The following is a 23501-nucleotide window of genomic DNA, read 5'->3' as shown; positions in this document are numbered from 1 at the left end:
AACCGGGCCCGTCGGCTAAGTCAGAACTTGTAGGTCACGCCAAGCATCAGGTTGCGACCATAGCGCTGATAGTCGCGGACCTGGCGCTCGTCGTTGTTGAGGTAGGTCTTGAACGGCGCATTGGTCAGGTTCGTGCCCTGGAGCAGGATGCCCAGGCCTTCAAGGCTGCCGCTTTGGAACGTGTAGCCGATCTGCGCATCGACGATCGTTTCGCCAGCGGCCATCTGCAGTTCACGCGCCAGGCTGAGCCCGGAGACCTCGGCCAGGAACTTCGACCGGTAGCGGGCCGAGGCACGCAGCTGGAAGCCGTTCTTTTCATAGTAGGCCGTGCCGTTGATGACCCATGACGACAGACCGGGGATCGAGATCGGCGGGCTGTTGCCCTCGCGGACCTCGCTCTCGCTGTACGATGCGCTGCCCAGGATGCCGAACCCGTCGAGCGCCTCGGAGAAGGTCGCGAACGGGAACGAGGCGGACGCTTCGAATCCGAACAGCTTGCCCTTGCTGGTGCCGTTGAGCCATTGCGAGACAATGCCCTGGTTGAAGGTCGGCGTGACATTGCCGGGGGTCGGGGTGCCGGTGAAATCGAACAGGTTGTCCTGGCGGTAGACCCAGCCGTCCAGCTGCTTGTAGAACGCCCCGGCGCTGACGTAGCCGCCCTTGCCGAAGTAGCGCTCGATCGCCAAATCGGCCGTGTTGGCCAGCAGCGGACGTAGCTTCGCATTGCCGACCGTTCCCGACCACGGCGAACGGTTGATGTTCGCGCCAGGCACGTTGTTGGCCAGGTTGAAGCTGGCGCTCACACCGGGGTTGAGCCGGTCCATGCGAGCCCGGGCGAGCATCCGCGACGCGGCGAAGCGGACGATAGTGTCAGGAGCGAGTTCGTAGCTCAGGTTCAGGCTGGGCAGGGCGTTGGTGTAAGTGGCCCCATCGGTGATCGGGCTGGAGATTGTGCCGCTGCCCGGGTTGTATGCCCGGAAACCATCCGCCGACTGGTTGGTGTGAACGATCTGCAGGCCGACATTGCCCTTCAGGCCGCCGCTGACGATGTTGCCCTGAACATAGCCGGTCAGCACCTTTTCGCGGACCACGTAGCTGTTGGTCAGACGGCTCGGCGTCCACAGCGCCTCGCTGGTCAAATTGTAGTTGCCGTCATTGTAGTACCGCCAGGAGTCGAACGAGACCATGCCCGGGATACCGATGAAGCCGAGCGAGACCGGGGAGAACAGGTAGCTCGACGGGACCGGCGGGCTGCCCGGATAGCTCTTGTTGGTAAGGACGAAGCCCTCGTCGACCAGTTGCTTGCGCCGATCGGAGTAGTTTGCACCGACCGTGACGGTGTCGAAGAACCCGCCGAGCGACTTGATCGCCTGGAGGCGGATCGCCTTAAGCCGATCCTTGACGCGCGGTCGGTTGATGAAGCCGTCCTAGCAGTTCGGCACGGTCCCGCCGCAGCTGTTCCAACCCTGTGGATCGGTGATGGTGAACAGGTTGGGATCGGCGTAGTTGATCGTCGGCGCAAAGGTGATCACCCCACCCGAGGCCGGCATGGTGAAGCCCAGGCTGTCCGTCGCCCCCACCCCGCCACCGCGACCGGTGCCAAGGTAGATTTCCAGGTTCTGCTCGACGCGGGTGACCTTTGAGTAGCTCAGGTCCAGCTCGAAGGTCAGCGTGTCGGTGGCCTTGAACCTGGTGTTGTTGCCGAAGGCGAAGATTTCGGCATCGCGGTTCACGACATCGTTGCGCATCACGGCTTCGACGCCGGTGAAGCGGCCCGAGGTGACCAGCCCGTTCTGGGTGGTGTAGCCCGGCTGCAGCTGGGCAGCCGACCACTGCAGCGGCAGCTCGATGCCCCGGAGGCGCTGCTTGTCGTTGAACTTGGACCAGTACCCGTCGAAGGTAGTGTGGAACCGGTCGTTCGGTTCGAACTCGAGTACGCCCATCAGACCGTCGCGCTTCAGCTCGTTCGACTTCACGTAGGGCTTGGCGCCGCCGATCACCCTGGTGGTCGCATTGAGGTCCGGGTAGCCCCAGGCGTTCCAGCGCTGCTCCTGGATCGGCGATTGCATGCGGGCATAGCCGAAGGCCCAGCCGATGGTCTTGTCGGCGTTCTGGCCAACGTGGAACAGGTTGACGCGGTAGCCCTTGCGCGAAATGTCGGGGTTGAGCTGCTTCAGGCTGTTGATTTCGCCGCGCGCCGTGATCACGGTCTGGGTCTTGCCGTAAGCCAGCGGACGGATCGTCTTCATGTCGACCGTGCCGCCCAGCGCCTGGCCGATCAGCATGGCGTCAGGGGTCTTGTAGACCGTCGCGCCGTTCAGCAGTTCGGCGGGGTACTGGTCCAGCTCGACCCCGCGGTTGTTGTTGATGCTGACCTGTTCACGCCCATTGAGCAGGGTCGTCGTGAAGTCCGGGCCCAGACCGCGGATCGAGGCCACGTTGGCGCGACCGTCCAGGCGCTGGGTGGTGAACCCAGGCAGGCGCGACAGCGATTCCGCGATCGACATGTCGGGCAGCTTGCCCAGGTCTTCCGCGCTGATCACTTCGACAATCGAGGTGTTCAGGCGCTTCTGCGTGGTCGAGCTGTTGATCGCGGCGCGGATGCCGGTGACGATGATGCCTTCTTCGGCAGCCGCCTCGCCAACGCCCTCGCCAGCGCCTTCCCTGGCCGGAGCCGACTGGGCCCGGGCCGCGCCGGGCAGCGCCGTGGCGGCCACGGCGAGAGCCATCACCGAAACGCCGAATGCGGCTGAAAGCTGAGTACGAAGTGCCACGTTTATCCTCCCCCTGATCCACGCCATGCTCCCGGGACGGGGTGGCGCTCAGTGCTGCGAAGCGGCCGTCCACTGGGTGGATCGAACCGTCGTGGCCTTGCGAATAATCACCACGGGGTTGGCGGCGGAAGAAGGCATACGTATACCGAGTTTATGCAACCGGGCTCCACAAAGCTGCAGAAGAGCTCCAGAACAAAGCAAGACGTAGCGTCATCGGGATCAGTCGGGGTGGGAGAAAACGGGCATGGGTCGGACGCGATCGACCAAGCCGACAAGCTTTGACATCGCCTATCTTGCGGGTGTTTCGCAACCGACGGTCAGCCGCGCGCTGCGCGGATCCAAGTCGGTGAGTCTCGCCACCCGCCAGCGCATCGAGGCGATTGCGCGGGACCTGCACTATTCGGTCGACAAGAACGCCTCGTCGCTGCGCTCGCAGCGTTCGAACACGATCGCCCTGCTGTTCTTCGAGGAGCAGACCCCCGACGATACCAAGATCAATCCGTTCTATCTCGCGATGCTCGCCTCGATCACCGCGCGCTGCGCCGCGCAGGGTTACGATCTGCTGATCTCGTTCCAGCGGATGGAGGACGACTGGCACGTCCGCTACCAGGACAGCCACCGCGCCGATGGCCTGATCCTGCTCGGCTATGGCGATTACACCCTGTACGAGAGCCGGCTCGACCAGCTGGTGCGGCAGGGCACCCAGTTCGTCCGGTGGGGCTCGGTCCAGGATGACGGAATCGGTGGCACGGTCGGCTCGGACAACGCCGGCGGCGGCCGCCTGGCCGGCGAACACCTGCTGGCGCTGGGCCGGCGACGGATTGCCTTCATCGGCCAGCCGGACGAACATTATCCAGAATTTGCAATGCGTTACCATGGACTCTTGGCGGCACTCGCCGAGGCCGGCGTGGCCCATGATGCGGCCCTCACCCGCAATGCGGTGAGCTTCGAGGAATCGGGCTATGCGGCAGCCCGCTCGCTGCTCGACGCCGGCGCGGCCTTCGACGGGCTGTTCGCCGCGAGCGATCTGATCGCGATCGGCGCGATGCGCGCGCTCACCGAGGCGGGCCTGACCGTGCCCGGCGACGTGGCCGTGGTGGGCTTCGACGATATCCTCGCCGCGCGGCACACCAACCCGCCGCTGACCACCCTGGTCCAGGACATGCAGGCCGCCGGCAACCTGCTGGTCGATACCGTGGTGGCCCGCATCGAAGGACGCGAACCGCCACCGACGGTGATCCCCGCGCGGCTGGTCGTGCGCGGCAGCACCGCGGGCTGAACCCGGTTCGGCAGCGGGCCGCCCAGCTGTCCGGCGCGCCAAGGGTATTCGTATGCATGTTGCCGCGCGCCGCGCCGCATGCCAGCGAGGTGGCCGGCAGCGGCGCCGGAACGCGCACCGCACCCGGTTGAGAGGAGTCGCATGGACAAGCCCACCCAGAGCCTGCGCGGGCTGTGCAACATCAGCTTCGGCTTCTTCGGGATCCAGATCGGCTTCGCCCTGCAGAACGCCAACATGAGCCGGATCTTCCAGTCGCTGGGCTCGCGCATCGATGATCTGCCGGCACTGTGGATCGCCGCCCCGCTGACCGGGCTGCTGGTCCAGCCGCTGATCGGCCACCTCTCGGACCGCACCTGGCTTGGCCGGCTCGGACGGCGCCGGCCCTACTTTCTGGCCGGGGCCGTGCTGGCCGCGCTGTCCCTGGTGCTGATGCCCTACAGCAGCGGCCTGCTGATGGCCGCGCTGCTGTTGTGGATGCTCGACGCCAGCCTCAACACCGCGATGGAGCCGTTCCGCGCCTTCGTCGGCGATATGCTGCCCGCACACCAGCATACCGCCGGTTATGCCATCCAGACCGGTCTGATCGGTGCTGGCGCGGTGGTCGGCTCGCTGTTTCCCTGGCTGCTCGACCTTGTCGGGGTGTCGAACACGGCGCCGGTGGGGACCATTCCCGAAACGGTCCGGATCAGCTTCTGGTTCGGCGGCACCGCCCTGCTCGCCTCGGTCCTGTGGACCCTGTTCACCACCCGCGAATACACGCCCGCGGAGATGGCACGGTTCGCCGCGGCGACGGCCGCGGCCGCCCCGCCCACCGCCGAGCACCTCGCCCGGCGCGGCCTGGGCCAGCCGCTGGGCTGGATCACCGGTGGGCTCGCGCTCGCCGGACTGACCTGGGGAGTCGGGCTCGAACAGGAGCTCTATCTCCTCGCTGGCCTGCTCGCCGGCTACGGGGTGCTGACCGCAGCAGCAATCCGCAGGGTCAAGGCGGGCCATCCGGCCGGCGCCCTGACCAGCATCGTCGGCGACCTCACCGGGATGCCGCCACTGATGAAGCGGCTTGCGCTGGTGCAGTTCCTCAGCTGGTCGGCCATGTTCATCATGTGGATCAACACCACCCCGGTCGTCGCGCAATACCAGTTCGGCGCGGCCACCGCCGACAGCCCCGCCTACCAAACCGCCGCCAACTGGGTCGATGTGCTCTTCGCGGTCTACAACGGCGTGGCCGCGCTTGCCGCGCTCACCGTGGTGCCGCTGCTGGCGAGCCGGCTCGGCAAGGCCCGGGCCCACGGGCTCGCCCTGCTCTGCGGCGCGGCCGGGTTCGCCGGCTATCTGGTGGTGCGCGATCCGCGCTGGCTTGTCGCCTGCGAGCTGGGCATCGGCATCGCCTGGGCCGCGCTGCTCGCCCTGCCCTACGCGATCCTGGCCGGCGCGCTGCCGCAACAGAAGCTGGGCGTGTTCATGGGGCTGTTCAACGTGTTCATCGTGATCCCCCAGCTGCTGGTCGCGACGGTGATGGGCACGATCATGCGGCTGTTCTTTCCCACCGAACCGATCTGGACCTTCGCCTTCGCGGCGGCAACCATGGCCGCCGCCGCTCTGACAGCCTGGCGACTGGAGCAGCCGGGATCGGTCCGGCAGCAGGCTTCAGCACCCGCAACGGGATCTCGGCCTCAGGCTCGTTCCTGATCCACCAACCGGTCGAGCAAAGCCGATAGACGGCGTCCGGCGGCTTCATCGGACAACTCGGCTTCGGCATAAGCGCGGGCCCGCTGGGCTACACCCTCTCGCAGCTCGTCATCGTCCCATAGACGGCGCATCGCTTCAGCCAACACAGCCGGGTCACCGGGGGGGACGAGGAACCCGGTTGCACCGTCGCGCACATAATCCACCGTCCCGATGGTCGAGGTTGCGATGGTCGGGCAGCCCAGTCGCATGGCCTCGACCAGGGTAATCTGTCCCGACGAGGCTTCGCCATCCGTCAGCGGAATGACGCTGAAGCGTGCGCCTGCCACCAACGACCGGCAATCTTCCATCGACAAGCCATGCAGAAACTCGACGTTATCCGGTTGGTTGAGCCCCTCAAGGATACGCGGCGCCGCCACGATAATGGTACGGATTCCGGTGCGGGCCGCAGCCTCAATCAGCACAGGATAGTCGCGATTGGCAGAGCCCATTGCCACGACGTAGGGCTCGCCCTGTTCCGAGGGCCGCGGCTTCAGGACGCCGCATTGCAACGGCAGAAAGTGGATGCGTGCCGGGTCAACCGCGAACCACTTGTTGACCAGCGTGATTTCAGCACTGGAGTGGACCACGATCGCGTCGCAAGCCCGAAATGCGATCCGTCCGATCACGCGCCGCAAAACCCCGGGCGCAGCCCCGACGTTGAAGCAGTAGGCGACAAGGGGATTCCTGCGGCGATACAACAGTTTGCGAACCGCGGCGACCAAGGCCAGCGGGGGAAAGACTGTAATGATCCCATCCTGCCGACCGAGTTGCGCGAAGATCCGTTTGCCATGTTCCCAGTGACTGGCCCACTGGGACAAGCCGGAGTACCGGGTCTTGCGATTATGCCAGTTGAGTTCGGCAGACTGACTGGGAATCTTCGAAAAGCGATGCCGGCGCGGTGCCGGCACGAAATCATCAATCCACTGATTTTGTGGAGCTGTGAAGAAAGCGGCAGCGATCAGCCACGTCCGGGTCGAGGCGGCATCATCTTGTTCCATCGTCGACCCCACAACAAAGTCCCGGCCGCGTCAGCACTGCAGCCTGCAGATCGCCACCAACACAGCAGTCGCGATGGTGCGGACTAAACAGAAACTGCTTGATCTATCAAGGCAAGGCAGAGGGTCGAGGCCAACGAAGGGCACCGGGCGGACCAGGTTTCACCCCAGCGCAGCGAGGTGGGCCAGGGCCTGGGCTTCACCGATCACTTCGGCATATTTGGCCTGCAGGTCGAACAGGTTGGCCTCGTGCGGGGCGGGGTGGCGATCGCCGCAGGCGTCGCGCACCACGAAGGGCAGGAATCCGTGCTGACAGGCATCGAGCGCGCTGGCGCGCACGCAGCCGCTGGTCGAGACGCCGGCCAGCAGCACCGTGTCGATCCCCTGAGCGGTCAGCAGCGCGGCGAGCGGGGTGGCGAAGAAGGCCGAGGCGTAGCGCTTGGTGATCACCACCTCTCCGTCGCGCGGCGCGAGCGTGGGGGGAAAGGCCCCCAGCGGCGCACCGCGCTCGAACAGCCGCAGCGCCGGTACCTTGCGGTAGAACACGCCGCCATCGGCGCCGCCGGGGGTATACTCCACATTGGTGAAGATCACCGGAACGCCGGCGGCGCGGGCCGCGCCCACCAGCCGCTCGGTGCAGGCCATCACGTCCGCGATCCCCGGTCCGGCATAGAGCGGCGAGCCGGGGGTGGTGTAGGCCAGCACCAGGTCGATCACCAGCAGCGCCGGCCTGCGGCCGAACGGCAGGTGGCCATCGAAGGCGCCCGCGTAGTTCTGGGTCAGCTCGTCGCTCATCGCCCCGCTGCTCACACCACCCCGGCCGCGGCCATCGCCGCCAGCTCGTCAGGCCCGATGCCGAGCAGTTCGCCATAGATCTCGGCATTGTGCTGCCCGACCTGGGCCGGCGCCGGACGCCGGACCCCGCCCGGAGTCGCCGAGAACTTGGGGAAGGCTCCCTGCATCTTGAGCGGACCGAACCGCTCGGTCTCGACCTCGATGATCGCCTCGCGCGCCTGGAAGTGCGGATCGGCGATCATGTCGGGAGCGCGGTAGACCCGGCCTGCGGGGATCGAGTGGGCGATCATCAGCGCGTCCACCTCCTCGACCGTCAGGGTACGGGTCCAGGCGTTGATCAGCGCATCGAGCTCGAGCTGGTTCTCGCCCCGCGCGACGTGCGTGGCATAGCGCGGATCGTCGCCCAGCTCGGGCCGGCCCATGGCGGCGGCGAGCCGCTTCCACAGCGAATCCTTGTTCGCCCCGATCATGTATTCGCCGTCCTTGCAGGCATAGACATTGGAGGGCGCGATCCCGGTCAGGATCGACCCCGAGCGCTCGCGGATCAGCCCCATGCGGTCGTACTCGGGCACGAGCCCTTCCATCACCTGCAGCACGCTTTCATACAGCGCGGCGTCGATCACCTGGCCCTCGCCGGTCATGGTCTTGTGGTGCAGGGCAGCCAGCACGCCCAGACAGCCGTAGGTCGCGGTCAGGGTGTCGCCGATCGACACACCCATGCGGCTCGGCGGCCGGTCGGGTTCGCCGACGATGTAGCGCCACCCGCCCATCGCCTCGCCGATCCCGCCGAAGCCGGCACGGTCCGAATAGGGGCCGGTCTGGCCATAGCCTGACATGCGCGCGATGATCAGGCCGGGATGCGCGGCCAGCAGCGTGACCGGGGCCATGCCCCACTTCTCCAGCGTGCCCGGCTTGAAGTTCTCGATCACGATATCGGCATGGGCGATCAGCCGGCGCACCAGCGCCTGGCCTTCGGGCACGCGCAGGTTGGCCGAAACCGAGCGCTTGTTGCGCGCGATGACCTCCCACTGCACCTTCTCGCTGCCCTGGCCCCATTGGCGCATCGGATCGCCCGCGCCCGGCGGTTCGACCTTGATCACATCGGCGCCCATGTCGCCCAGCAGCTGGCCGCAGAACGGTCCCGCCAGCAGCTGGCCCATCTCGATCACGCGCAGTCCGCGCAGTGCCCCGCTCACCGCTTGCCGCTCCTATTCCGCCGCCACGGCCAACGGCCAGACCGGCTGGACCGGCGCGGGCAATCCGGTCTCGGCCAGGCAGCCGGCGCGCAGCGCATCGATGCCGGGGCCGAAGTTGAACAGCGGCAACGCCCCGCGTCCGGCGCGCAGCTCGGCCCGCAGCGCAGCGGTCGCGGCGAGGTCGACCGTGCCGCCGGCATTGGCGACCACACCGTACTCGCGCGCACCTTCGGCGGTGATCAGGCCCTGGACGATCTCCTTGCCGACCAGCGCCGGGTCGCGCTCGAGCGGATCACCCCAGCCGCCACCGCCCCAGGTGATGAAGTGCAGCTGATCGCCCGCCGAGACGGCCAGTTCCTCGACCTTGTTGCCGACGATGACCTGGCTGCCGTCGGGCTTCTCGATGATCTTGCGCGCACGCTTGCCCGGCTCGCCGCCGTTGACCCCCCAGGGCGGGACGAACCAGCGATCGTCGTGGATCGAGATCGTCCCGTCCGCCAGGAAGCGGTAGGTCATGCGGATCCCGTTCCCGCCGCGATGCAGCCCGGCGCCGCCGCTGTCGGGCTCGCATTCATAGCGCTCGATGATCATCGGGAAGTAGCGCTCGAGGAACTCGTTGGGCACGTTGGTGAAGCCCGGCCAGAGCGAGTGCCCGTCAGGCCCGTCGCCCATCGGCCGGCCGGGAATCCCGCCGAAGCCGATCTGGAACAGCTGGAACCATTCGCCACCCTTGCCCGGGCGGGTATCGTTGCCCGAATAGAACAGGTGCGGGCTCGACGAGAAGCCGGCGGCGTTGAGGAATTCGGGGGTCTTCTGCCCCAGCAGCCCGCCAAGGATGTCGAAGATCCGCCCCAGCGCGTGGGTCCGCCCCGACAGGGCCGCGGGGAACTTCGGCTTGAGCAGCGAGCCTTCGGGAATGCGCACGTCGATCAGGTCATAGAACCCGTCGTTGAACAGGATCTGCGGATCGAAGACCATGATCATGTAGATGCCGAAGAACATCTTGAACATGTTTTCATTGAGATAGAAATTGATCGAGGCGCTGCTCTGCGGATCGGTACCGGCGAAATCGAGCACCACGCGGCCGTTCTCGCGCCACATCGTGCACTTGATCCGGTAGGGTCCCTGCCCCACGCCATCATCGCAGATATAGTCCTCGAAGCTGACCGGCTCCTCGGCGATCGCCATGCCGATCAGGGCCTGCATCGCGCGGTGGTTGCGCGCCAGCAGCTCCTGCGTGGCCGAGACATAGACATCGTCGCCGAAGCGGTCGGCCATCTCGATCACGCGGCGCGCGGCGACCCGGCACGAGGCGATGATCGCGTTGAGATCGGCCTGGCACCAGTCGGGCTTGCGCACCTGGTGCATGATCACGCGGATCACCTCGTCGTTGTACTCGCCCTTCTTCCAGATCTTCACCGGCGGGATGCGCACCCCTTCCTCGAAGATCGAGCGCGCCTTGATCGGCATCGAGCCGACCACGCTGCCGCCGATGTCGCTCATGTGGCCGAACATCGCGGTGTAGGCGAGCAACCGGCCGTCCTTGAACACCGGGTAGAGCACCAGCCAGTCGTTGGCATGGCTCACCGCGCCCTCGCACGAATAGGGATCGGACAGGAAGATCATGTCCCCGTCCTCGAGCGTGCCGCTGTAGCCGCGGAGGAAGCCGTCGATGAAGCTGCCGAACTGGCCGACGATCATCTTGCCGGAGTGGTCGGCGATCAGCGGGAAGGCGTCGCCCTGCTCGCGGATGCCGGGCGACATCGCGGTGCGCACCAGGGTGGCGTCCATCTCGATGCGAGCATTGCGCAGCGCGTTCTCGATGATGTCGAGCGTGACCGGGTCGATCGCGATCTTCGCGAAGGGGGTGTGGTTGGTTTCGACGATGGTAGCAGGCATCAACGCGTTCCTTGCCAGATAGCCCTCACCCCGTTCGTCTCGAGCGAAGTCGAGAGACGCCGCGCGACGTGTCTCGACTTCGCTCGACACGAACGGAGGAGGAAGGAATGGGTCACTTGAGATTGATCAGGATGTTGCCGACCGCATCGACCGTGGCGACGCAGCCGCTTTCGATCAGGGTGGTCGAATCCATCTCGCAGACGATCGCCGGCCCGGGGATCACATCGCCCTGGCGCAGCTTGGCACGGTCGTAGATCACTGCGGCCTGTTCGCGCCCGTCCATCCACAGGACATGGTCGCGCATCTTCGCCGCCACCGGATTGCCGTCGCCCTTGGGCAGCTCGGCCGCTGGCAGGTCGAGCGCGCGGCCCATGGCCACGGCGCGCAGGTTCACGATCTCGTGCGGGGTATCCATGTTGAAGGTGAACAGGCGGTGGTGCTCGGCGTCGAACCGGGCGAGGATCCCGGCAATCCCGTCGGCCCGCAGCACGTCGGCGGTGATCGTCAGCGGCACCTCGAAGGCCTGCCCGGCATAGCGCACGTCGATCTCGAAGGTGGTCGCGATCTCGGCCTCGGGCACACCATCGGCGATCAGGTCGGCGCGGGTCTGCGCGGCCATTTCGTCGAGAATGCCGATCAACTCCTCGGCCGTGGCGCTGCCGGCCAGCCGCGAGAAGCTGCGCGCGGTTTCGGTGCGCATGCGGGTGGTGGCATCGCCCAGCGCGCAGAGCACGCCCGGCGAAACCGGCGAGACCGCGGGCCACGAGCCCATCAGCCGCGCCACGGCATTGACGTGGAGCGGCCCCGCCCCGCCGAAGCCCATCAGCGCGAAGTCGCGCGGATCGTAGCCCTGCTGGACCGAGATCATCCGCAGCGCGCCGAACATGTTCTCGTTGACGATGTCGATGATCCCGCGCGCCGCGGCCATCAGGTCGATGCCCAGGGCATCGGCGATGGTCTGCACCGCCCGCTTCGCCCCCTCGCGGTCGAGCTGGAAGGTGCCGCCCAGCAGGTTCTCGGGCAGGTAGCCCAGCACCACGTTGGCGTCGGTCACGGTCGGCAGGGTGCCGCCCTTGCCATAGGCCACCGGCCCCGGCACCGCACCGGCCGACTGCGGCCCGACGCGCAGCGCCTTGGTCAGTTCCGGCACATAGGCGATTGAGCCACCGCCGGCGCCCACGGTCTTCACGTCGAGCGCCGAGGCGCGGACCTTGAGGTGGCCCACCTCGGTCTCGCGCTGGCGGCGCGGCTCGAGGTTCTCGATCAGCGCGACGTCGGTGGAGGTCCCGCCGACGTCGAGCGTGAGGATGTTCTTGAGCCCGGCATTGCGCGCCACCCATAGCGCCCCGGTCACGCCGCCCGCTGGCCCGGACATGAGAATGTTGACCGGCTGCTCCTCGGCCTTGTGGGCCGACATCAGCCCGCCGTCGGAGCGCAGCAGCGAGAGATTGCCGGCCATGCCCGCCGCGGCCAGCCGGCTGCGCAGGTTGGAGACATACTTGCCCACCACCGGGCGGACCGCGGCATTGGCCACCGTGGTCAGCGTGCGTTCGTACTCCTGCATCTCGGGCAGGACCTCGTGGCTGAGCGAGACCGGCACCCCGGGGAGGATCTCGGCCGCCAGCGCGCCCACGCGCTGCTCGTGCGCGCCATTGGCATAGGCATTGATCAGCGAGACGGTCACGGCCTCGACGCCCTGCCCCTTGAGGCAGCCGAGCGCGGTGCGGATGTCATCATCGTCGATCGGGCGGATCTCGGCGCCCTCCGCGCTCATCCGGCCCTTGATCGTGACCGTGTCCTCGAGCGCGGCGAGCGGGGTCGGCTTGGGCCAGATGATCCAGCCAGCGAGGCCGCCCGGCACGAAGCTGCGGGCGATCTGCATGATGTGACGATAGCCCTCGGTGGTGACCAGCCCGACCCGCGCGCCCTTGCCCTCGAGCACGGCGTTGGTCGCCACGGTCGTGCCGTGGAGGAAGAACTCGATGTCCTTGGCCTCGACCCCGGCCTTGTCGCAGATCGCGGTCACCCCGTTGAGGATGCCCTCGGACGAATCGTGCGGGGTGGACGGCGTCTTGTGCCGCCAGAATGCCCCGCTTGCCGTGTCGAACAGCAGCAGGTCGGTAAACGTCCCGCCCACATCGACGCCCAGACGATAGCCCATCCGCTCAAGCTCCTTCGATAGTCTGCGGGAACAGCGGCGCCTGCGCCGCCATGCCCGGCAAGGTTCGGCCCATGATGCCGCTGAGCCACTGGCTGGCGGCGATGATCTCCGCGAGGTCGATGCCGGTCGCCACTCCGGCGCGCTCGAGCATGTAGACCACGTCCTCGCTGGCCACGTTGCCCGCCGCGCCCGGGGCGAAGGGGCACCCGCCCAGGCCGCCGATCGAAGCGTCGACCACGCTCGCCCCGGCCTGGACCGCGGCCCAGACGTTGGCGAGGCCGGTGCCGCGGGTGTTGTGGAAATGGACCCGCACCGGCACGCCGGGCGCGGCCGCGCGCACCCCGGCGACCAGCCGCGCGACCTGGGCCGGATTGCCGCAGCCGATCGTGTCGGCCAGCGCGATCTCGGCCGGTCGGGCCGCCGCCAGCTGCTGCGCCAGGGCGATCACGCCGGCTTCGGCGACCTCGCCCGAGAACGGGCAGCCAAAGGCCGCACCGATCGTGATCTGGCCGCTGCGCCCGGCGGCCTGGGCCATGGCGACGATCTCCATGGCCGCCGCCGCCGATTCCGCGCTGGTCTGGCCCTGGTTGGCCATGGCGAAGGCATCGGTCGAGACACAGACCGCACCGAGCTGGTCGACCCGTCCGGTGGCCAGGGCGCGTTCGGCGCCGCGCGCGTTCATGACGAGGCCGATATAGGTCACGTCGGGCCGCTCGGGCAGGCCGGCGCAGACGGCCTCGGCATCGGCCATCTGCGGCACCCGGCGCGGATTGACGAAGCTCGTCACCTCGATCCGCCGGGCTCCCGCCGCGATCGCCCGCGCCACCAGGGCCAGCTTGCTCTCGGTGGAAATCAGCACCTTCTCGTTCTGCAGACCGTCACGCGGCCCGACCTCGACGAACTCGATCCGCTCCGGGACCGGGGGGTCGCCAGCCATCACTATGCCTCCGCTGCCATCGCCGCCTGCGGGCGGCCATCGGCCGGCGGGGAACCACTCCCCGCGACCTCACCATTCTGGATACAATTTTCCGACACGTCACCGGCACCGTCAGGCGCCTGCCGCTTGTGCGCATCGGCATAGGCATGAAACGCGCGACGGATGTGCCCCAGCATCACGGCCTGGGCCCAGACGCCGTCGCGGCGCTCGAACGCAGCAATCAGCTCGTCGTGCTCGCGCCATGACTGGCTGAGCTGCGCCGTGCTGTACTGTTCCGCCGTGCGGCGCACCACCGGCTGCTCCACCAACGTGCCCAAAAGGGCAGTCAGCCGCCGCGAGCGGGCCTGCTCGAGGATCACGCCGTGAAACTCCCGGTTGGCATTCATGAACCCGGACACGTCCGGAACGGCCCGCTCGATAGCCCGGCGAATCCGCGCATTGCAGCGGCGCAGGCGGGCCAGCGCCTCGTCGTCCATGCGCTGGCAGGCGCGCAGTGCGGCATGGGCCTCGAGCATGCCGCGCAGCTCGAAGGCATCCTCCACGTCGGCCAGCGACCAGTCGGCCACGAAGCTGCGCTGGGTGCCGGTGCGGCGGATCAGGAGGTCCGCCTCAAGGCGGCGCAAGGCGTCGCGGATCGGCGTGCGCGAGACATCGCACAACTCGGCCAGGGCCTCTTCCCCGAGCTGCGCCCCGGGGGCGAGCTCGCCCGACAGGATCAGCCCGCGGATCATGGTGTAGGCGCGGTCGGAGGCGCGGGACATGCTACCCTCAAAATGCTTGACGCGGCCTCTTTGTATACAATACCCCTCATGTTGCAAGACGCCGCATGGGGGATGCGGCCGTGGGGAAGCGTTGGGCAGCACCGGAATCGCGGCGCCTGCGTGCAACAGGGAGTGACATCATGAGCAAGATTGGTCTTGACCAAGTCCGCCGTCCGGCTGCCCGGTGGCTGCTATCCGCCTCGATCCTGGCCGGCGCGCTTGCCGCCACCCCCGCCCTGGCGCAGGATGCCGCCGGCGGGGAAGGCGAGGAGATCATCGTCACGGCCCGCCGCCAGACCGAGCGGCTGCAGGACGTGCCGGCCTCGGTGGCGGTGCTGACCGCCACCGCGCTGACCCGGACCGGCTCGACCAAGGCCGAGGACTTCACCAAGCTGACCCCTGGCGTGACGATCGTCACCGGCACGGCCGAGGCCGGCGACACCCAGATCAACATTCGCGGCATGAACGGGGCCCGCGACGCGGAAAGCTCGGTCGCGCTGGTCGTCGACGGCATCCTCAAGACCAACACCGCCCAGCTCAACCAGGCCCAGGGCACGCTCAGCCAGGTGGAAATCCTCAAGGGACCGCAGGGCGCGATCTACGGCCGCAACGCTGCCGCGGGCGCGATCGCGGTGCAGACCCTCAAGCCGACCGAGCAGCTCTCCGGCAGCGCGGCGCTGGCCTATGCCAACAACAACACCTGGATCGGCCGGGCGAACCTCGCCGGCCCGCTCGGCGAAACCGCCGGCTTCGTCGTCTCGGGCATGTACGACCGGTCCGACGGGTTCTTCCGCAACAAGTTCCTGAACAATGCCGCCGTGGTCGACGATCACCGCAGCTGGGCGGTCGACGGGCGGATCATGGCCGATGTCGGCCCCAACACGAAGATCGACTTCAAGGCCCGCTACGCCGAGTTCCACGGTGCCTCGCTGCCGTTCAATGCGGCCTTTGCCCTGCCCAACTTCGCCGCCGTGAACCCGGCCTTCTACGAGGACGTCAACAAGCACCCGTTCAACTTCTACAACAACATCCGCCCGACCAACGACCAGACGAGTTTCGACATCTCGCTCAAGGTCGAGCACGATCTCGGCAAGGCCAAGCTGATCGGCTGGGTGCTCTACTCGAACATCAACCAGGATCTTGTCGCGGACGGCACCTCGGCTGATTTCGCGCGCTACATCTCGGCCAGCAATCCGGCCGGCCAGGCGGCGGTCAACCAGTGCTTCGCCTCGACCGCAGCGCTCACCGGCTATGCGGTCAACCAGCCGGGCTTCATCGGCGCCCTGCCCGTGCCGTTCCTGTTCGCGCCGACCAACGGCTCGACCTTCGGCCCCTACAGCCCGACCACCTGCGACGGCATCCAGTACCAGTTGCGCAAACAGAAGGACGTCAGCGGCGAGCTGCGCCTGGTGTCCAACGGTACCGGCCCGGTCAGCTGGCAGCTCGGCGGCTATTTCCTGCACATCGACCGCACCACCGGGGTCAGCCTCGGCGCCGACCTCGGCCAGGGCGTGATCAAGCAGCTCTACAACGCCCCCACCTCGACCAACCCCACCTCGCTGCTGCTGGCCGACAAGTTCAACACGAACGTCTTCGCCGGCTTCGGCTCGGTCGAGTACAAGCCGAACGACCAGCTCAACGCCGGGTTCGCGCTGCGCTACGATTCGGAGGATCGCAAGACCAGCTCGCTGGTTCCCACCGCGACCGATCCGTTCACCGGCGGCCCGATCAACCCCGGTCAGGCGTTCGGGCCGCTGCGCCCGCAGCAGAAGACCTTCTCGCTGCTTGAGCCCAAGGTCACCCTGGCGTGGAAGCCGACCGAGGGCCTCAATCTCTATGCGAACTGGGGGATCGGCTTCAAGTCGGGCGGGTTCAACAACCAGGGCTCCTCGGCCGTGGTCAACGCCAGCTTCAACAACGGCGTCACCCCCGGCACGATCAACGCCGGGGTCAGCATCACCGACCAGTACCGCCGCGAGAAGTCGAGCGCCTTCGAAGTGGGCTTCAAGGGCAGCCTGCTCGACGACCGTGTCACCTTCGACCTCGCCGGCTACTACACCCGCGTCACCGACATGCAGTTCTTCGAGTTCTTCGTCGGCAGCTTCGGCCTGCTGCGCGTGGTCTCGAACATCGACCGGGTCGACATCACCGGCGCCGAGCTGAGCGTCAACGTCAAGATCGTGCCCGGCTGGCGGGTGTTCGGTTCGGGCAACGTGACCGAGAGCGAGATCAAGAAGAACGGCTCGCGCCCCTACACCGTCGGCAACAAGTCGCCCTACACCGCGGACTACACCATCAACTTCGGCACCGAGGTCACGCACGATTTCGATGGCCTCGGCAAGTTCGTGCTGCGCGGCGATTACCGGATCACTGGCCCCACCTGGTTCAGCACCGTGCAGAACCAGATCCGCCCGACGATCTTCTCCGGGCTGCTGCCGATCTCGCAGCTGTCGGCCTTCCCGCCAGCCACCGGCAACGCCAACTACGCGCTGTCGCGGCGCGATGCCTTCGCCGTGGCCGACCTGCGGGCCAGCCTCGAAATGGGCAACGTGACGGTGACCGGCTTCGCGCGGAACCTGTTCAACCGCAAGTTCCTCGCCGAGGTGATCCCGGCGATCGAGTTCGGCGGATCGTTCATTTCCCCCGGCGCCCGCCGCACCGTCGGCGCGGAGCTGGCCTACAAGTTCTGAGCCGCCCGGTCCGCACAAGCGGCGGCGCAGAGCCCGACGGGTCGCACTGTCGGACGCTTCCCGAGCGAAGCACACCAGCGATGCGGGGCGCTCCCGACCGGCCAAGCCGGCGGAGTGCCCCGCTTCCCTTCCGGGCACGGGAACAAGCCGGTCGATGGACCGCCTTCGTCGCATGAGGCAGCGTGTGGCGCGCCCAGCAGGAGTCGAACCTGCGGCCTCAAGATTAGAAGTCTCGCGCTCTATCCAGCTGAGCTATGGGCGCGCGCCGGGGTGCTCTTAAGCACGCTTTGCGCCTCGTGCAAACCACGATAGGGTTCCACCATGGACGCTCCCGCACCGCACGATCTTGCCCGTATCAGCGGCAGCGCCGGGGGGCGCCGCCACTTCCGCTACTTCGATTACATGATCGCCGCCTTCGTCGCGATCCTGTTGCTGTCGAACCTGATCGGGGCGGCCAAGTCGTCGACCGTGGCGGGCTATACCTTCGGCGCCGGGATCCTGTTCTTCCCGGTGTCCTACGTGCTGGGCGACGTGCTGACCGAGGTCTACGGCTATGCCAATGCCCGGCGCTGTGTGTGGACCGGCTTCGTCGCGCTGGCCTTCATGGCCTTCATGTCGACGGTCGTGGTGGCGATGCCGCCCTCGCCCGGCTGGGGTTGCGCCGCCAGCGCCGATCCGCGCTTCGCCGAGGTGCTGGCCAAGAGCGATCCCGGCACGATCTGCCAGGCCACCTACGTCTCGGTATTCGGCAGCACCTGGCGCATCGCCGCGGCCTCGCTGATCGCGTTCTGGTGCGGCGAGTTCGTCAACTCGTTCGTGCTCGCCAAGATGAAGGTCTGGACCGGCGGCACCAAGCTGTGGACCCGCACGATCGGCTCGACCGTGTTCGGCCAGGCGGTCGACAGCGTGATCTTCTATCCGCTGGCGTTCCTGGGCGTGTGGCCCCCCGAGCTGGTGGTCCAGGTGATGATCACCAACTGGGCGCTCAAGGTGGCCTGGGAAGTGGCCCTGACCCCGGTGACCTATGCCGTGGTCGGCTATCTCAAGGCGCGCGAGGGGGTGGACGTGTTCGACACCGACATCGATTTCTCGCCCTTCGCCAAGACCGGGTGAGCGCCCTCTGCCGCGGCCGGTCCGGATCGTGATCCGGCGGGCCTTTCCCATGGCGCCGCGCGGCCCGGCGCGGTAGGGCGTGAGCCGTCCCATGGCGCTCGACCGCATCCTCCTCGGCCAGTTCCGCAACCACCGCGAGACCGCGCTTGACGGCACGGCGCAGTTCAACCTGCTGGTCGGGGAAAACGGCGCCGGCAAGACCAACGTGCTCGAGGCGCTCTCGCTGCTGGCGCCCGGGCGCGGGCTGCGCCGCGCCGCGCTGGCCGACATTGCCGCGCAGGGCGGCCCGGGCGGCTTTGCGGTCAGCGCCGAGCTGGCCACACGCGCGGGGCCGGTGCGGCTGGGCACCGGTACCCAGCCCGAACGGCCGGGGCGGCGCCTCGTGCAGGTCAACCAGGCCGAAGTGCCCGCGGTGCGGCTGGGCGAATGGCTCGCACTGGGCTGGCTGACCCCGGCGATGGACCGCCTGTTTATGGAGGGCGCGGGGGCGCGGCGGCGCTTCCTTGACCGGCTGGTGCTGGCCCTTGAGCCCGATCACGCCCGTCAGGCCGCCCGCCTCGAGACCGCGCTGCGCGAACGCAACCGCCTGCTGGCCGAGCCGGGCGAGCCCGATCCGGCGTGGCTTGACGCGATCGAGGGGCAACTGGCGGAAGCCGGCGGAGCCGTGGCCGCGGCGCGGGTGCGGCTGGTCACGGCGCTGCAGGCCGCGCTGGCCACCCTGCCCGAGGCCCCGTTCGCCCGCCCCGAGCTGGTCCTGGCTGCCGGCGGACCGGGTACCCCCGCCGCGCTGGCCGCCGCGCTGCGCGAGGGCCGCCGCCGCGACCGGGCCGCCCAGCGCACCCTGATCGGCCCGCACCGCGACGATCTGATGGTGACCATGGCCGGCAAGGGCCAGGCCGCCGCCGAGTGCTCGACCGGCGAACAGAAGGCCATGCTGATCGCGATCACCCTGGCCCACGCCGGGCTGCTCGATCCCGACCGCCCTGCCCTGCTGCTGCTGGACGAGGTGGCGGCGCATCTCGATCCGCTGCGCCGCGAAGCCCTGTTCGACCGGCTGCGTCAAGGCCGGGCGCAGGTCTGGCTGACCGGAACCGAACTGCCGCCGTTCAGCGCGATCCGCGCCGAAGCGGCGGTGTGGCGGGTCAGCGGAGGCGCGGTGGCCCGCGCATAAACCACGTCACGACCGCGGCAGGGCTCCCGCCACCTGCTCCACGCTGGCCGCCACGATCTCATCCACGCCGCGGGCATTGGGATGGATATGGTCGTCCTGGATCAGGTCGGGCTTGCCGATCACCGGGGCGAGAAAGAACGGCACCAACCGGGCGCCGTACTGCTTGGCCAGCGCCGGATAGATCGGCTCGAACCGGGCCTTGTAGTCGGGCCCGAGGTTCGGCGGGGCGAGCAGGCCCATCAGCACCACCGGCACGCCCTGCGCGCGCGCCTCGGCCAGCATGCGGTCGAGGTTGGCACGGGTCTGTTCGGGCGGGAGCGCGCGCAGCACGTCATTGCCGCCGAATTCGAGCAGGATCAGGTCGGGCTTGCGCGGCTGGCTTTTCAGCACGAAAGCGAAGCGTTCGGCACCGGCCCCGCTGGTGTCGCCCGAAACCCCGGCATTGGCGATCCGCGCGTTGATGCCGCGGGCGCGCAGCGCGGCCTCGAGCCGGGCCGGATAGCTCTCGGCCGGGCTGGCCAGGCCGTATCCGGCAAACAGGCTGTCGCCCACGGCCAGGATGCGCCGCTCGGGGCCCATCACCGGCGGCAGGGCGGGCGCCTCGACGGCAGCAGGGCTGCTCGCGCCCGGCTCGGGCACCGGCGGGGCCCCGCGCGAGCAGGCGGCCAGGGCGGCCAGCGCCAGCAGTGATACAAGCCTGTACATTTTCCCTCCTTGCCGCACCTGCGAAAGCTATGTCATCTCCGCGGGGTGACAACCCCTTCCCCCGAAAATACCGTGCCGGTCATCGCCGCCCGCGGTCTCACGCTGACGATCGGTGCCACCACCATCCTCAAGGGCATCGACCTGACCGTGGCGCCGGGAGAGACCCTGGCCCTGCTCGGCCACTCGGGCTCGGGCAAGAGCTCGCTGATGGCGGTCCTTTCGGGGCTGGAGCGGGCGAGCGGCGGCAGCCTGGCGGTGGCCGGTGCCGATTTCGCCGCGCTCGATGAGGATGCCCTGGCGCTGGCCCGGCGCGGGCGGATCGGGATCGTGCTCCAGGCCTTCCATCTGCTGCCGACCATGACCGCGCTGGAGAACGTCGCCACCCCGCTCGAACTGGCCGGGCAGGCCGACGCCTGGACGGTGGCGGCGCGCGAACTGGAGGCGGTTGGCCTCGGCCACCGGCTTGACCATTACCCGGCCCAGCTGTCGGGCGGCGAGCAGCAGCGCGTGGCGATCGCCCGTGCACTGGCGCCGCGCCCCGCGCTGCTCTTCGCCGACGAGCCGACCGGCAACCTCGACGGCGCCACCGGCGCGGCGATCGTCGATCTGCTGTTCACCCGCCGCGCCGAGGCCGGCGCCACGCTGGTGCTGATCACCCACGATGCCGAGCTGGCCGCGCGGGCCGACCGGGTGATTACCCTGGCCGACGGCCACATCGTCGCCGACCGCCGCGCCGGATGACCATTCCCACGCCGCCGCCGCTCCCCTGGTCGCGCGCCTGGCGGATCGCCCGGCGTGACCTGTCGACCCGGTTCAAGGGCTTGCGGCTGCTGCTGACCTGCCTGTTCCTGGGCGTGGCGGCGCTGGCGGCGATCGGATCGCTGACCGGATCGATCGAGCGCGAGCTGGCGACCCGCGGCCGCGCCATCCTCGGCGGCGATATCGGGCTCGAGGTGTGGCAGCGCGCGCTGACCCCGGACGAGCGCGCCGCGCTGGCCGCACTGGGCCGGGTGAGCCTGGGCGTGCGGATGCAAGCCATGGCCAGCGCCGGCGACCTGACCGCGCCGGTCCAGCTCAAGGCGGTTGACCGCAACTGGCCACTGGTCGGCCGGCTGCGGCTGAGCGACGGCCGGCTGGTGGGCGCGCCGCCGCCGGGGCAGGCCTGGCTGGCCGAGGGCGCGGCCGAGCGGCTCGGGCTGGCGCCGGGCCAGCGCTTCACCATTGCCGGTCGCCCGCTGACCGTGGGCGGGATCATCGCCGACGAGCCCGACCGGCTCGGCGAAGGCTTCGCCTGGGGCCCGCCGGTCATCGTTGCCGACAGCTTCCCGGCTGCCGCCGGCCTGACCGCGCCGGGCGCGCAGTTCCGCACGCGGGCGCGGGTGGCCTTTGCCCGGCCCTACGATCCGGCCGAAGCCGCCGACAGCCTGAAGCGCCGTTTCCCGCAGAGCGGGCTGGCGCTGCGGACCCGCGACAACGCCGCCCCGGGCACCGAGCGGTTCGTCGAACGCATGGGCGAGTTCCTGGTGCTGGTCGGTCTGGCCGCGCTGGTGATCGCCGGAATCGGGATCGGGCTGGGCGTGTCCTCCTATCTCGAGGGCCGCCGCACCAGCATCGCCACGCTCAAGGTCCTTGGCGCGACCGGAGCGGACATTGCCCGCATCACCCTGCTGCAGGTCGGCGCCGCGGCGCTGGCTGCCACGCTGGCGGGACTGGTGGTGGGCGTGCTGGTCACCCCGCTGCTCGGCGCGGCGCTGGGCGATCTCCTGCCGCTCACCCCCGGGGTGGTGATCGATCCCGCCGCACTGGCGCGCGCTGCCGCCTATGGTCTGCTGGTCGCCCTGGTGTTCACCGCCGGGCCGCTGGCGGCGGCACGCGCCTTTCCCGCGATGGCACTGATGCGCGCGCGGGTCGATCCGCTGCGACAGGCCTGGCGCGGTGCGGCCTGGCCGATCGGCCTGGGCCTGGCCGCGCTGGTGGCCCTCGCCCTCGCCACCGCCGCGCAGCCGCTGGTGACGCTGGGCTTCCTCGGCGGCGCAGCGGCCACGCTGGCCCTGCTCGCCAGCCTCGGCGTGCTGCTGCGCCGGGTGGTTGCGGTAATGCCGCGCCCGCGCCAGCCGCTGCTGCGCACCGCCCTTGCCAATCTGCACCGGCCGGGGGCGCAGACCGTGGCGCTGGTCACCGCGCTCGGCTTCGGGCTGTCGGCCTTCGTCCTGCTCGCCGCGGTGCAGTCGAGCCTCGACGCCAATATCGCCGCGCGGGTACCCCAGCGCGCGCCCGACTTCTTCGTGCTCGACGTCCCGCGCGACCGCGCCGCGGCGTTCCGCGCCGCAGTGGACCGCACCGCGCCGGGGGCGCAGGTGCGCATGGTGCCCAACCTGCGCGGCGCGATCCTCGCCTATGGCCCCGCCGGACGCATGGTGCGGGTGGCCGATCTCAAGGCGATCCCGGAAGACGCCTGGGCCCTGCGCGGCGAACGCGGCCTGACCTATGCCGCGGCCGTGCCCGAGGGCAACGTGCTGACCGCGGGCGAGTGGTGGCCGGCCGACTATGCCGGGCCGCCGCTGGTCTCGGTCGACGAGAAACTGGGCGCCTCGCTCGGACTCAGGCTGGGTGATCGCATCGCGGTCAGCGTGCTCGGGGTGGAGCGCGAGGCGAGGATCGCTTCGTTCCGGCGGATCGACTGGGATTCGCTGGGCTTCAACTATGTGCTGGTGTTCAGCCCGAACATGCTGGCCGATGCCCCGCACAACCTCGCGGCCACGATCGACCTGCCCGCGGGAGCGCCCCGCGGCGGACTGCTGCGCGCGCTGGTGCGCGCCTTCCCGGCCGCCTCGGTGGTCGAGACCGGCGCCGTGCTGAAGGACGCCCGCGCGCTGCTCGACCGGATGAGCGTGGCGATCCTCGCCGCCGCCGGGGTGGCGGTGCTGGCGGGGCTGGCGGTGCTGCTCGGCGCGATTGCCGCCTCGCGGCGCACGCGCACCTACGACACCGCCGTGCTGCGCGTGCTGGGCGCCAGCCGGGGCCAGGTGCTGGCCGTGCTGCTGGGGGAATATGCCGTGCTCGGCCTGCTGCTCGCGGTCGTGGCCCTGCCGCTCGGCACCGGAGTGGCCTGGGGCATCGTGGTCCAGCTGTTCGACTTCGAATGGCTGCCGAGCTGGCCGGCGATCGCCGCCGTGCTGGCGGCCGGGCTGGCCCTCGTGCTGGGCTTCGCCGTGGCGGCGACGCTGCCCGTGCTGCGCGAGCGGCCCTCGCGGGTGCTGCGCGAGCTGTGATCCGCCGGGGCCGGTTCCCCGCTGCGGG

General features: G+C 69.0%; 17 protein-coding genes and 1 tRNA gene. 7 read left to right on the top strand and 11 right to left on the bottom strand.

What is annotated here, in order from left to right:
• Window positions 1-20 precede the first annotated feature (20 nt).
• Both H7F53_RS02310 and H7F53_RS02305 read right to left on the bottom strand, forming a co-directional pair.
• Window positions 21-1187 carry an outer membrane beta-barrel protein gene (locus tag H7F53_RS02310; protein WP_185677874.1) on the bottom strand — a complete coding sequence of 389 codons (1167 nt, stop codon included), beginning with the start codon at window positions 1185-1187 and terminating at the stop codon, window positions 21-23.
• A 240-nt stretch (window positions 1188-1427) separates the two neighbouring features.
• Window positions 1428-2774 (bottom strand): TonB-dependent receptor plug domain-containing protein, encoded by a 1347-nt coding sequence (locus H7F53_RS02305; RefSeq protein WP_185677873.1) that lies wholly within the window; start codon window positions 2772-2774, stop codon window positions 1428-1430.
• Between the two features lie 244 nt (window positions 2775-3018).
• Between H7F53_RS02305 and H7F53_RS02300 the strand changes: the two genes are divergently transcribed.
• Together H7F53_RS02300 and H7F53_RS02295 are read left to right on the top strand one after the other, a co-directional pair.
• Window positions 3019-4053, top strand: a complete 1035-nt coding sequence (locus H7F53_RS02300) for a LacI family DNA-binding transcriptional regulator (protein WP_185677872.1) — start codon at window positions 3019-3021, stop codon at window positions 4051-4053.
• A gap of 141 nt (window positions 4054-4194) precedes the next feature.
• Complete coding sequence (locus H7F53_RS02295; protein WP_246438438.1) at window positions 4195-5739, top strand: MFS transporter; 1545 nt, start codon at window positions 4195-4197, stop codon at window positions 5737-5739.
• On the opposite strand, the gene H7F53_RS02290 is transcribed toward H7F53_RS02295, so the two are convergent.
• From H7F53_RS02290 to H7F53_RS02260, 7 genes are all read right to left on the bottom strand, one after another.
• Complete coding sequence (locus tag H7F53_RS02290) at window positions 5724-6776, bottom strand: glycosyltransferase family 4 protein (protein ID WP_185677871.1); 1053 nt, start codon at window positions 6774-6776, stop codon at window positions 5724-5726. The genes H7F53_RS02295 and H7F53_RS02290 overlap by 16 nt on opposite strands.
• A gap of 159 nt (window positions 6777-6935) precedes the next feature.
• Window positions 6936-7568, bottom strand: a complete 633-nt coding sequence (locus H7F53_RS02285) for an N-carbamoylsarcosine amidohydrolase (RefSeq protein WP_185677870.1) — start codon at window positions 7566-7568, stop codon at window positions 6936-6938.
• Between the two features lie 11 nt (window positions 7569-7579).
• Window positions 7580-8764: a CoA transferase gene (locus H7F53_RS02280; protein WP_185677869.1), complete on the bottom strand. Its 1185-nt coding sequence runs from the start codon at window positions 8762-8764 to the stop codon at window positions 7580-7582.
• A gap of 12 nt (window positions 8765-8776) precedes the next feature.
• A complete protein-coding gene (locus H7F53_RS02275; protein WP_185677868.1) occupies window positions 8777-10663 on the bottom strand; it encodes a hydantoinase B/oxoprolinase family protein in 1887 nt (628 codons plus the stop codon).
• Between the two features lie 112 nt (window positions 10664-10775).
• The gene (locus H7F53_RS02270) at window positions 10776-12824 is read right to left on the bottom strand and encodes a hydantoinase/oxoprolinase family protein (RefSeq protein ID WP_185677867.1); all 2049 of its coding nucleotides are present in this window, start codon (window positions 12822-12824) and stop codon (window positions 10776-10778) included.
• A 4-nt stretch (window positions 12825-12828) separates the two neighbouring features.
• On the bottom strand, window positions 12829-13761 hold the full coding sequence (locus tag H7F53_RS02265) for a hydroxymethylglutaryl-CoA lyase (RefSeq protein WP_185677866.1): 933 nt from the start codon (window positions 13759-13761) through the stop codon (window positions 12829-12831).
• A gap of 2 nt (window positions 13762-13763) precedes the next feature.
• A complete protein-coding gene (locus H7F53_RS02260) occupies window positions 13764-14522 on the bottom strand; it encodes a GntR family transcriptional regulator (protein WP_185677865.1) in 759 nt (252 codons plus the stop codon).
• 140 nt (window positions 14523-14662) lie between these two features.
• On the opposite strand from H7F53_RS02260, the gene H7F53_RS02255 reads away from it, so the two are divergent.
• The gene (locus H7F53_RS02255; protein ID WP_185677864.1) at window positions 14663-17212 is read left to right on the top strand and encodes a TonB-dependent receptor; all 2550 of its coding nucleotides are present in this window, start codon (window positions 14663-14665) and stop codon (window positions 17210-17212) included.
• 185 nt (window positions 17213-17397) lie between these two features.
• Here H7F53_RS02255 and H7F53_RS02250 read toward each other — a convergent pair.
• Window positions 17398-17474: transfer RNA gene (locus H7F53_RS02250), tRNA-Arg, on the bottom strand.
• Between the two features lie 59 nt (window positions 17475-17533).
• On the opposite strand from H7F53_RS02250, the gene H7F53_RS02245 reads away from it, so the two are divergent.
• Together H7F53_RS02245 and recF are read left to right on the top strand one after the other, a co-directional pair.
• Window positions 17534-18325 (top strand): queuosine precursor transporter, encoded by a 792-nt coding sequence (locus tag H7F53_RS02245; RefSeq protein WP_185677863.1) that lies wholly within the window; start codon window positions 17534-17536, stop codon window positions 18323-18325.
• Window positions 18326-18416: 91 nt separating this feature from the next.
• Window positions 18417-19496 (top strand): DNA replication/repair protein RecF, encoded by a 1080-nt coding sequence (recF, locus tag H7F53_RS02240; RefSeq protein ID WP_185678114.1) that lies wholly within the window; start codon window positions 18417-18419, stop codon window positions 19494-19496.
• 6 nt (window positions 19497-19502) lie between these two features.
• On the opposite strand, the gene H7F53_RS02235 is transcribed toward recF, so the two are convergent.
• Window positions 19503-20201, bottom strand: coding sequence for an arylesterase (locus H7F53_RS02235; protein WP_185677862.1), 699 nt, complete (start codon window positions 20199-20201; stop codon window positions 19503-19505).
• 45 nt (window positions 20202-20246) lie between these two features.
• On the opposite strand from H7F53_RS02235, the gene H7F53_RS02230 reads away from it, so the two are divergent.
• Both H7F53_RS02230 and H7F53_RS02225 read left to right on the top strand, forming a co-directional pair.
• A complete protein-coding gene (locus tag H7F53_RS02230; RefSeq protein ID WP_379542839.1) occupies window positions 20247-20942 on the top strand; it encodes an ABC transporter ATP-binding protein in 696 nt (231 codons plus the stop codon).
• Window positions 20939-23473 (top strand): ABC transporter permease, encoded by a 2535-nt coding sequence (locus H7F53_RS02225; protein WP_185677861.1) that lies wholly within the window; start codon window positions 20939-20941, stop codon window positions 23471-23473. Before H7F53_RS02230 ends, H7F53_RS02225 begins: the two co-directional genes overlap by 4 nt.
• Window positions 23474-23501: the final 28 nt, after the last annotated feature.

The organism is Novosphingobium piscinae (assembly GCF_014230355.1).
Taxonomy (GTDB): domain Bacteria; phylum Pseudomonadota; class Alphaproteobacteria; order Sphingomonadales; family Sphingomonadaceae; genus Novosphingobium; species Novosphingobium piscinae.
The sequence above is the reverse complement of the archived record's forward strand: the minus strand, read 5'-3'. Positions and strand labels throughout refer to the sequence as shown.

Excerpts from the sequence above, each read along its gene's own strand:
- H7F53_RS02275 (WP_185677868.1), bottom strand. The coding sequence starts at position 10,663 with ATGCCTGCTACCATCGTCGAAACCAACCACACCCCCTTCGCGAAGATC.
- H7F53_RS02295 (WP_246438438.1), top strand. The coding sequence starts at position 4,195 with ATGGACAAGCCCACCCAGAGCCTGCGCGGGCTGTGCAACATCAGCTTC.
- H7F53_RS02265 (WP_185677866.1), bottom strand. The coding sequence starts at position 13,761 with ATGGCTGGCGACCCCCCGGTCCCGGAGCGGATCGAGTTCGTCGAGGTC.
- H7F53_RS02225 (WP_185677861.1), top strand. The coding sequence starts at position 20,939 with ATGACCATTCCCACGCCGCCGCCGCTCCCCTGGTCGCGCGCCTGGCGG.
- recF (WP_185678114.1), top strand. The coding sequence starts at position 18,417 with ATGGCGCTCGACCGCATCCTCCTCGGCCAGTTCCGCAACCACCGCGAG.
- H7F53_RS02285 (WP_185677870.1), bottom strand. The coding sequence starts at position 7,568 with ATGAGCGACGAGCTGACCCAGAACTACGCGGGCGCCTTCGATGGCCAC.
- H7F53_RS02310 (WP_185677874.1), bottom strand. The coding sequence starts at position 1,187 with ATGGTCTCGTTCGACTCCTGGCGGTACTACAATGACGGCAACTACAAT.
- H7F53_RS02235 (WP_185677862.1), bottom strand. The coding sequence starts at position 20,201 with ATGTACAGGCTTGTATCACTGCTGGCGCTGGCCGCCCTGGCCGCCTGC.
- H7F53_RS02300 (WP_185677872.1), top strand. The coding sequence starts at position 3,019 with ATGGGTCGGACGCGATCGACCAAGCCGACAAGCTTTGACATCGCCTAT.
- H7F53_RS02260 (WP_185677865.1), bottom strand. The coding sequence starts at position 14,522 with ATGTCCCGCGCCTCCGACCGCGCCTACACCATGATCCGCGGGCTGATC.
- H7F53_RS02245 (WP_185677863.1), top strand. The coding sequence starts at position 17,534 with ATGGACGCTCCCGCACCGCACGATCTTGCCCGTATCAGCGGCAGCGCC.
- H7F53_RS02255 (WP_185677864.1), top strand. The coding sequence starts at position 14,663 with ATGAGCAAGATTGGTCTTGACCAAGTCCGCCGTCCGGCTGCCCGGTGG.
- H7F53_RS02270 (WP_185677867.1), bottom strand. The coding sequence starts at position 12,824 with ATGGGCTATCGTCTGGGCGTCGATGTGGGCGGGACGTTTACCGACCTG.
- H7F53_RS02290 (WP_185677871.1), bottom strand. The coding sequence starts at position 6,776 with ATGGAACAAGATGATGCCGCCTCGACCCGGACGTGGCTGATCGCTGCC.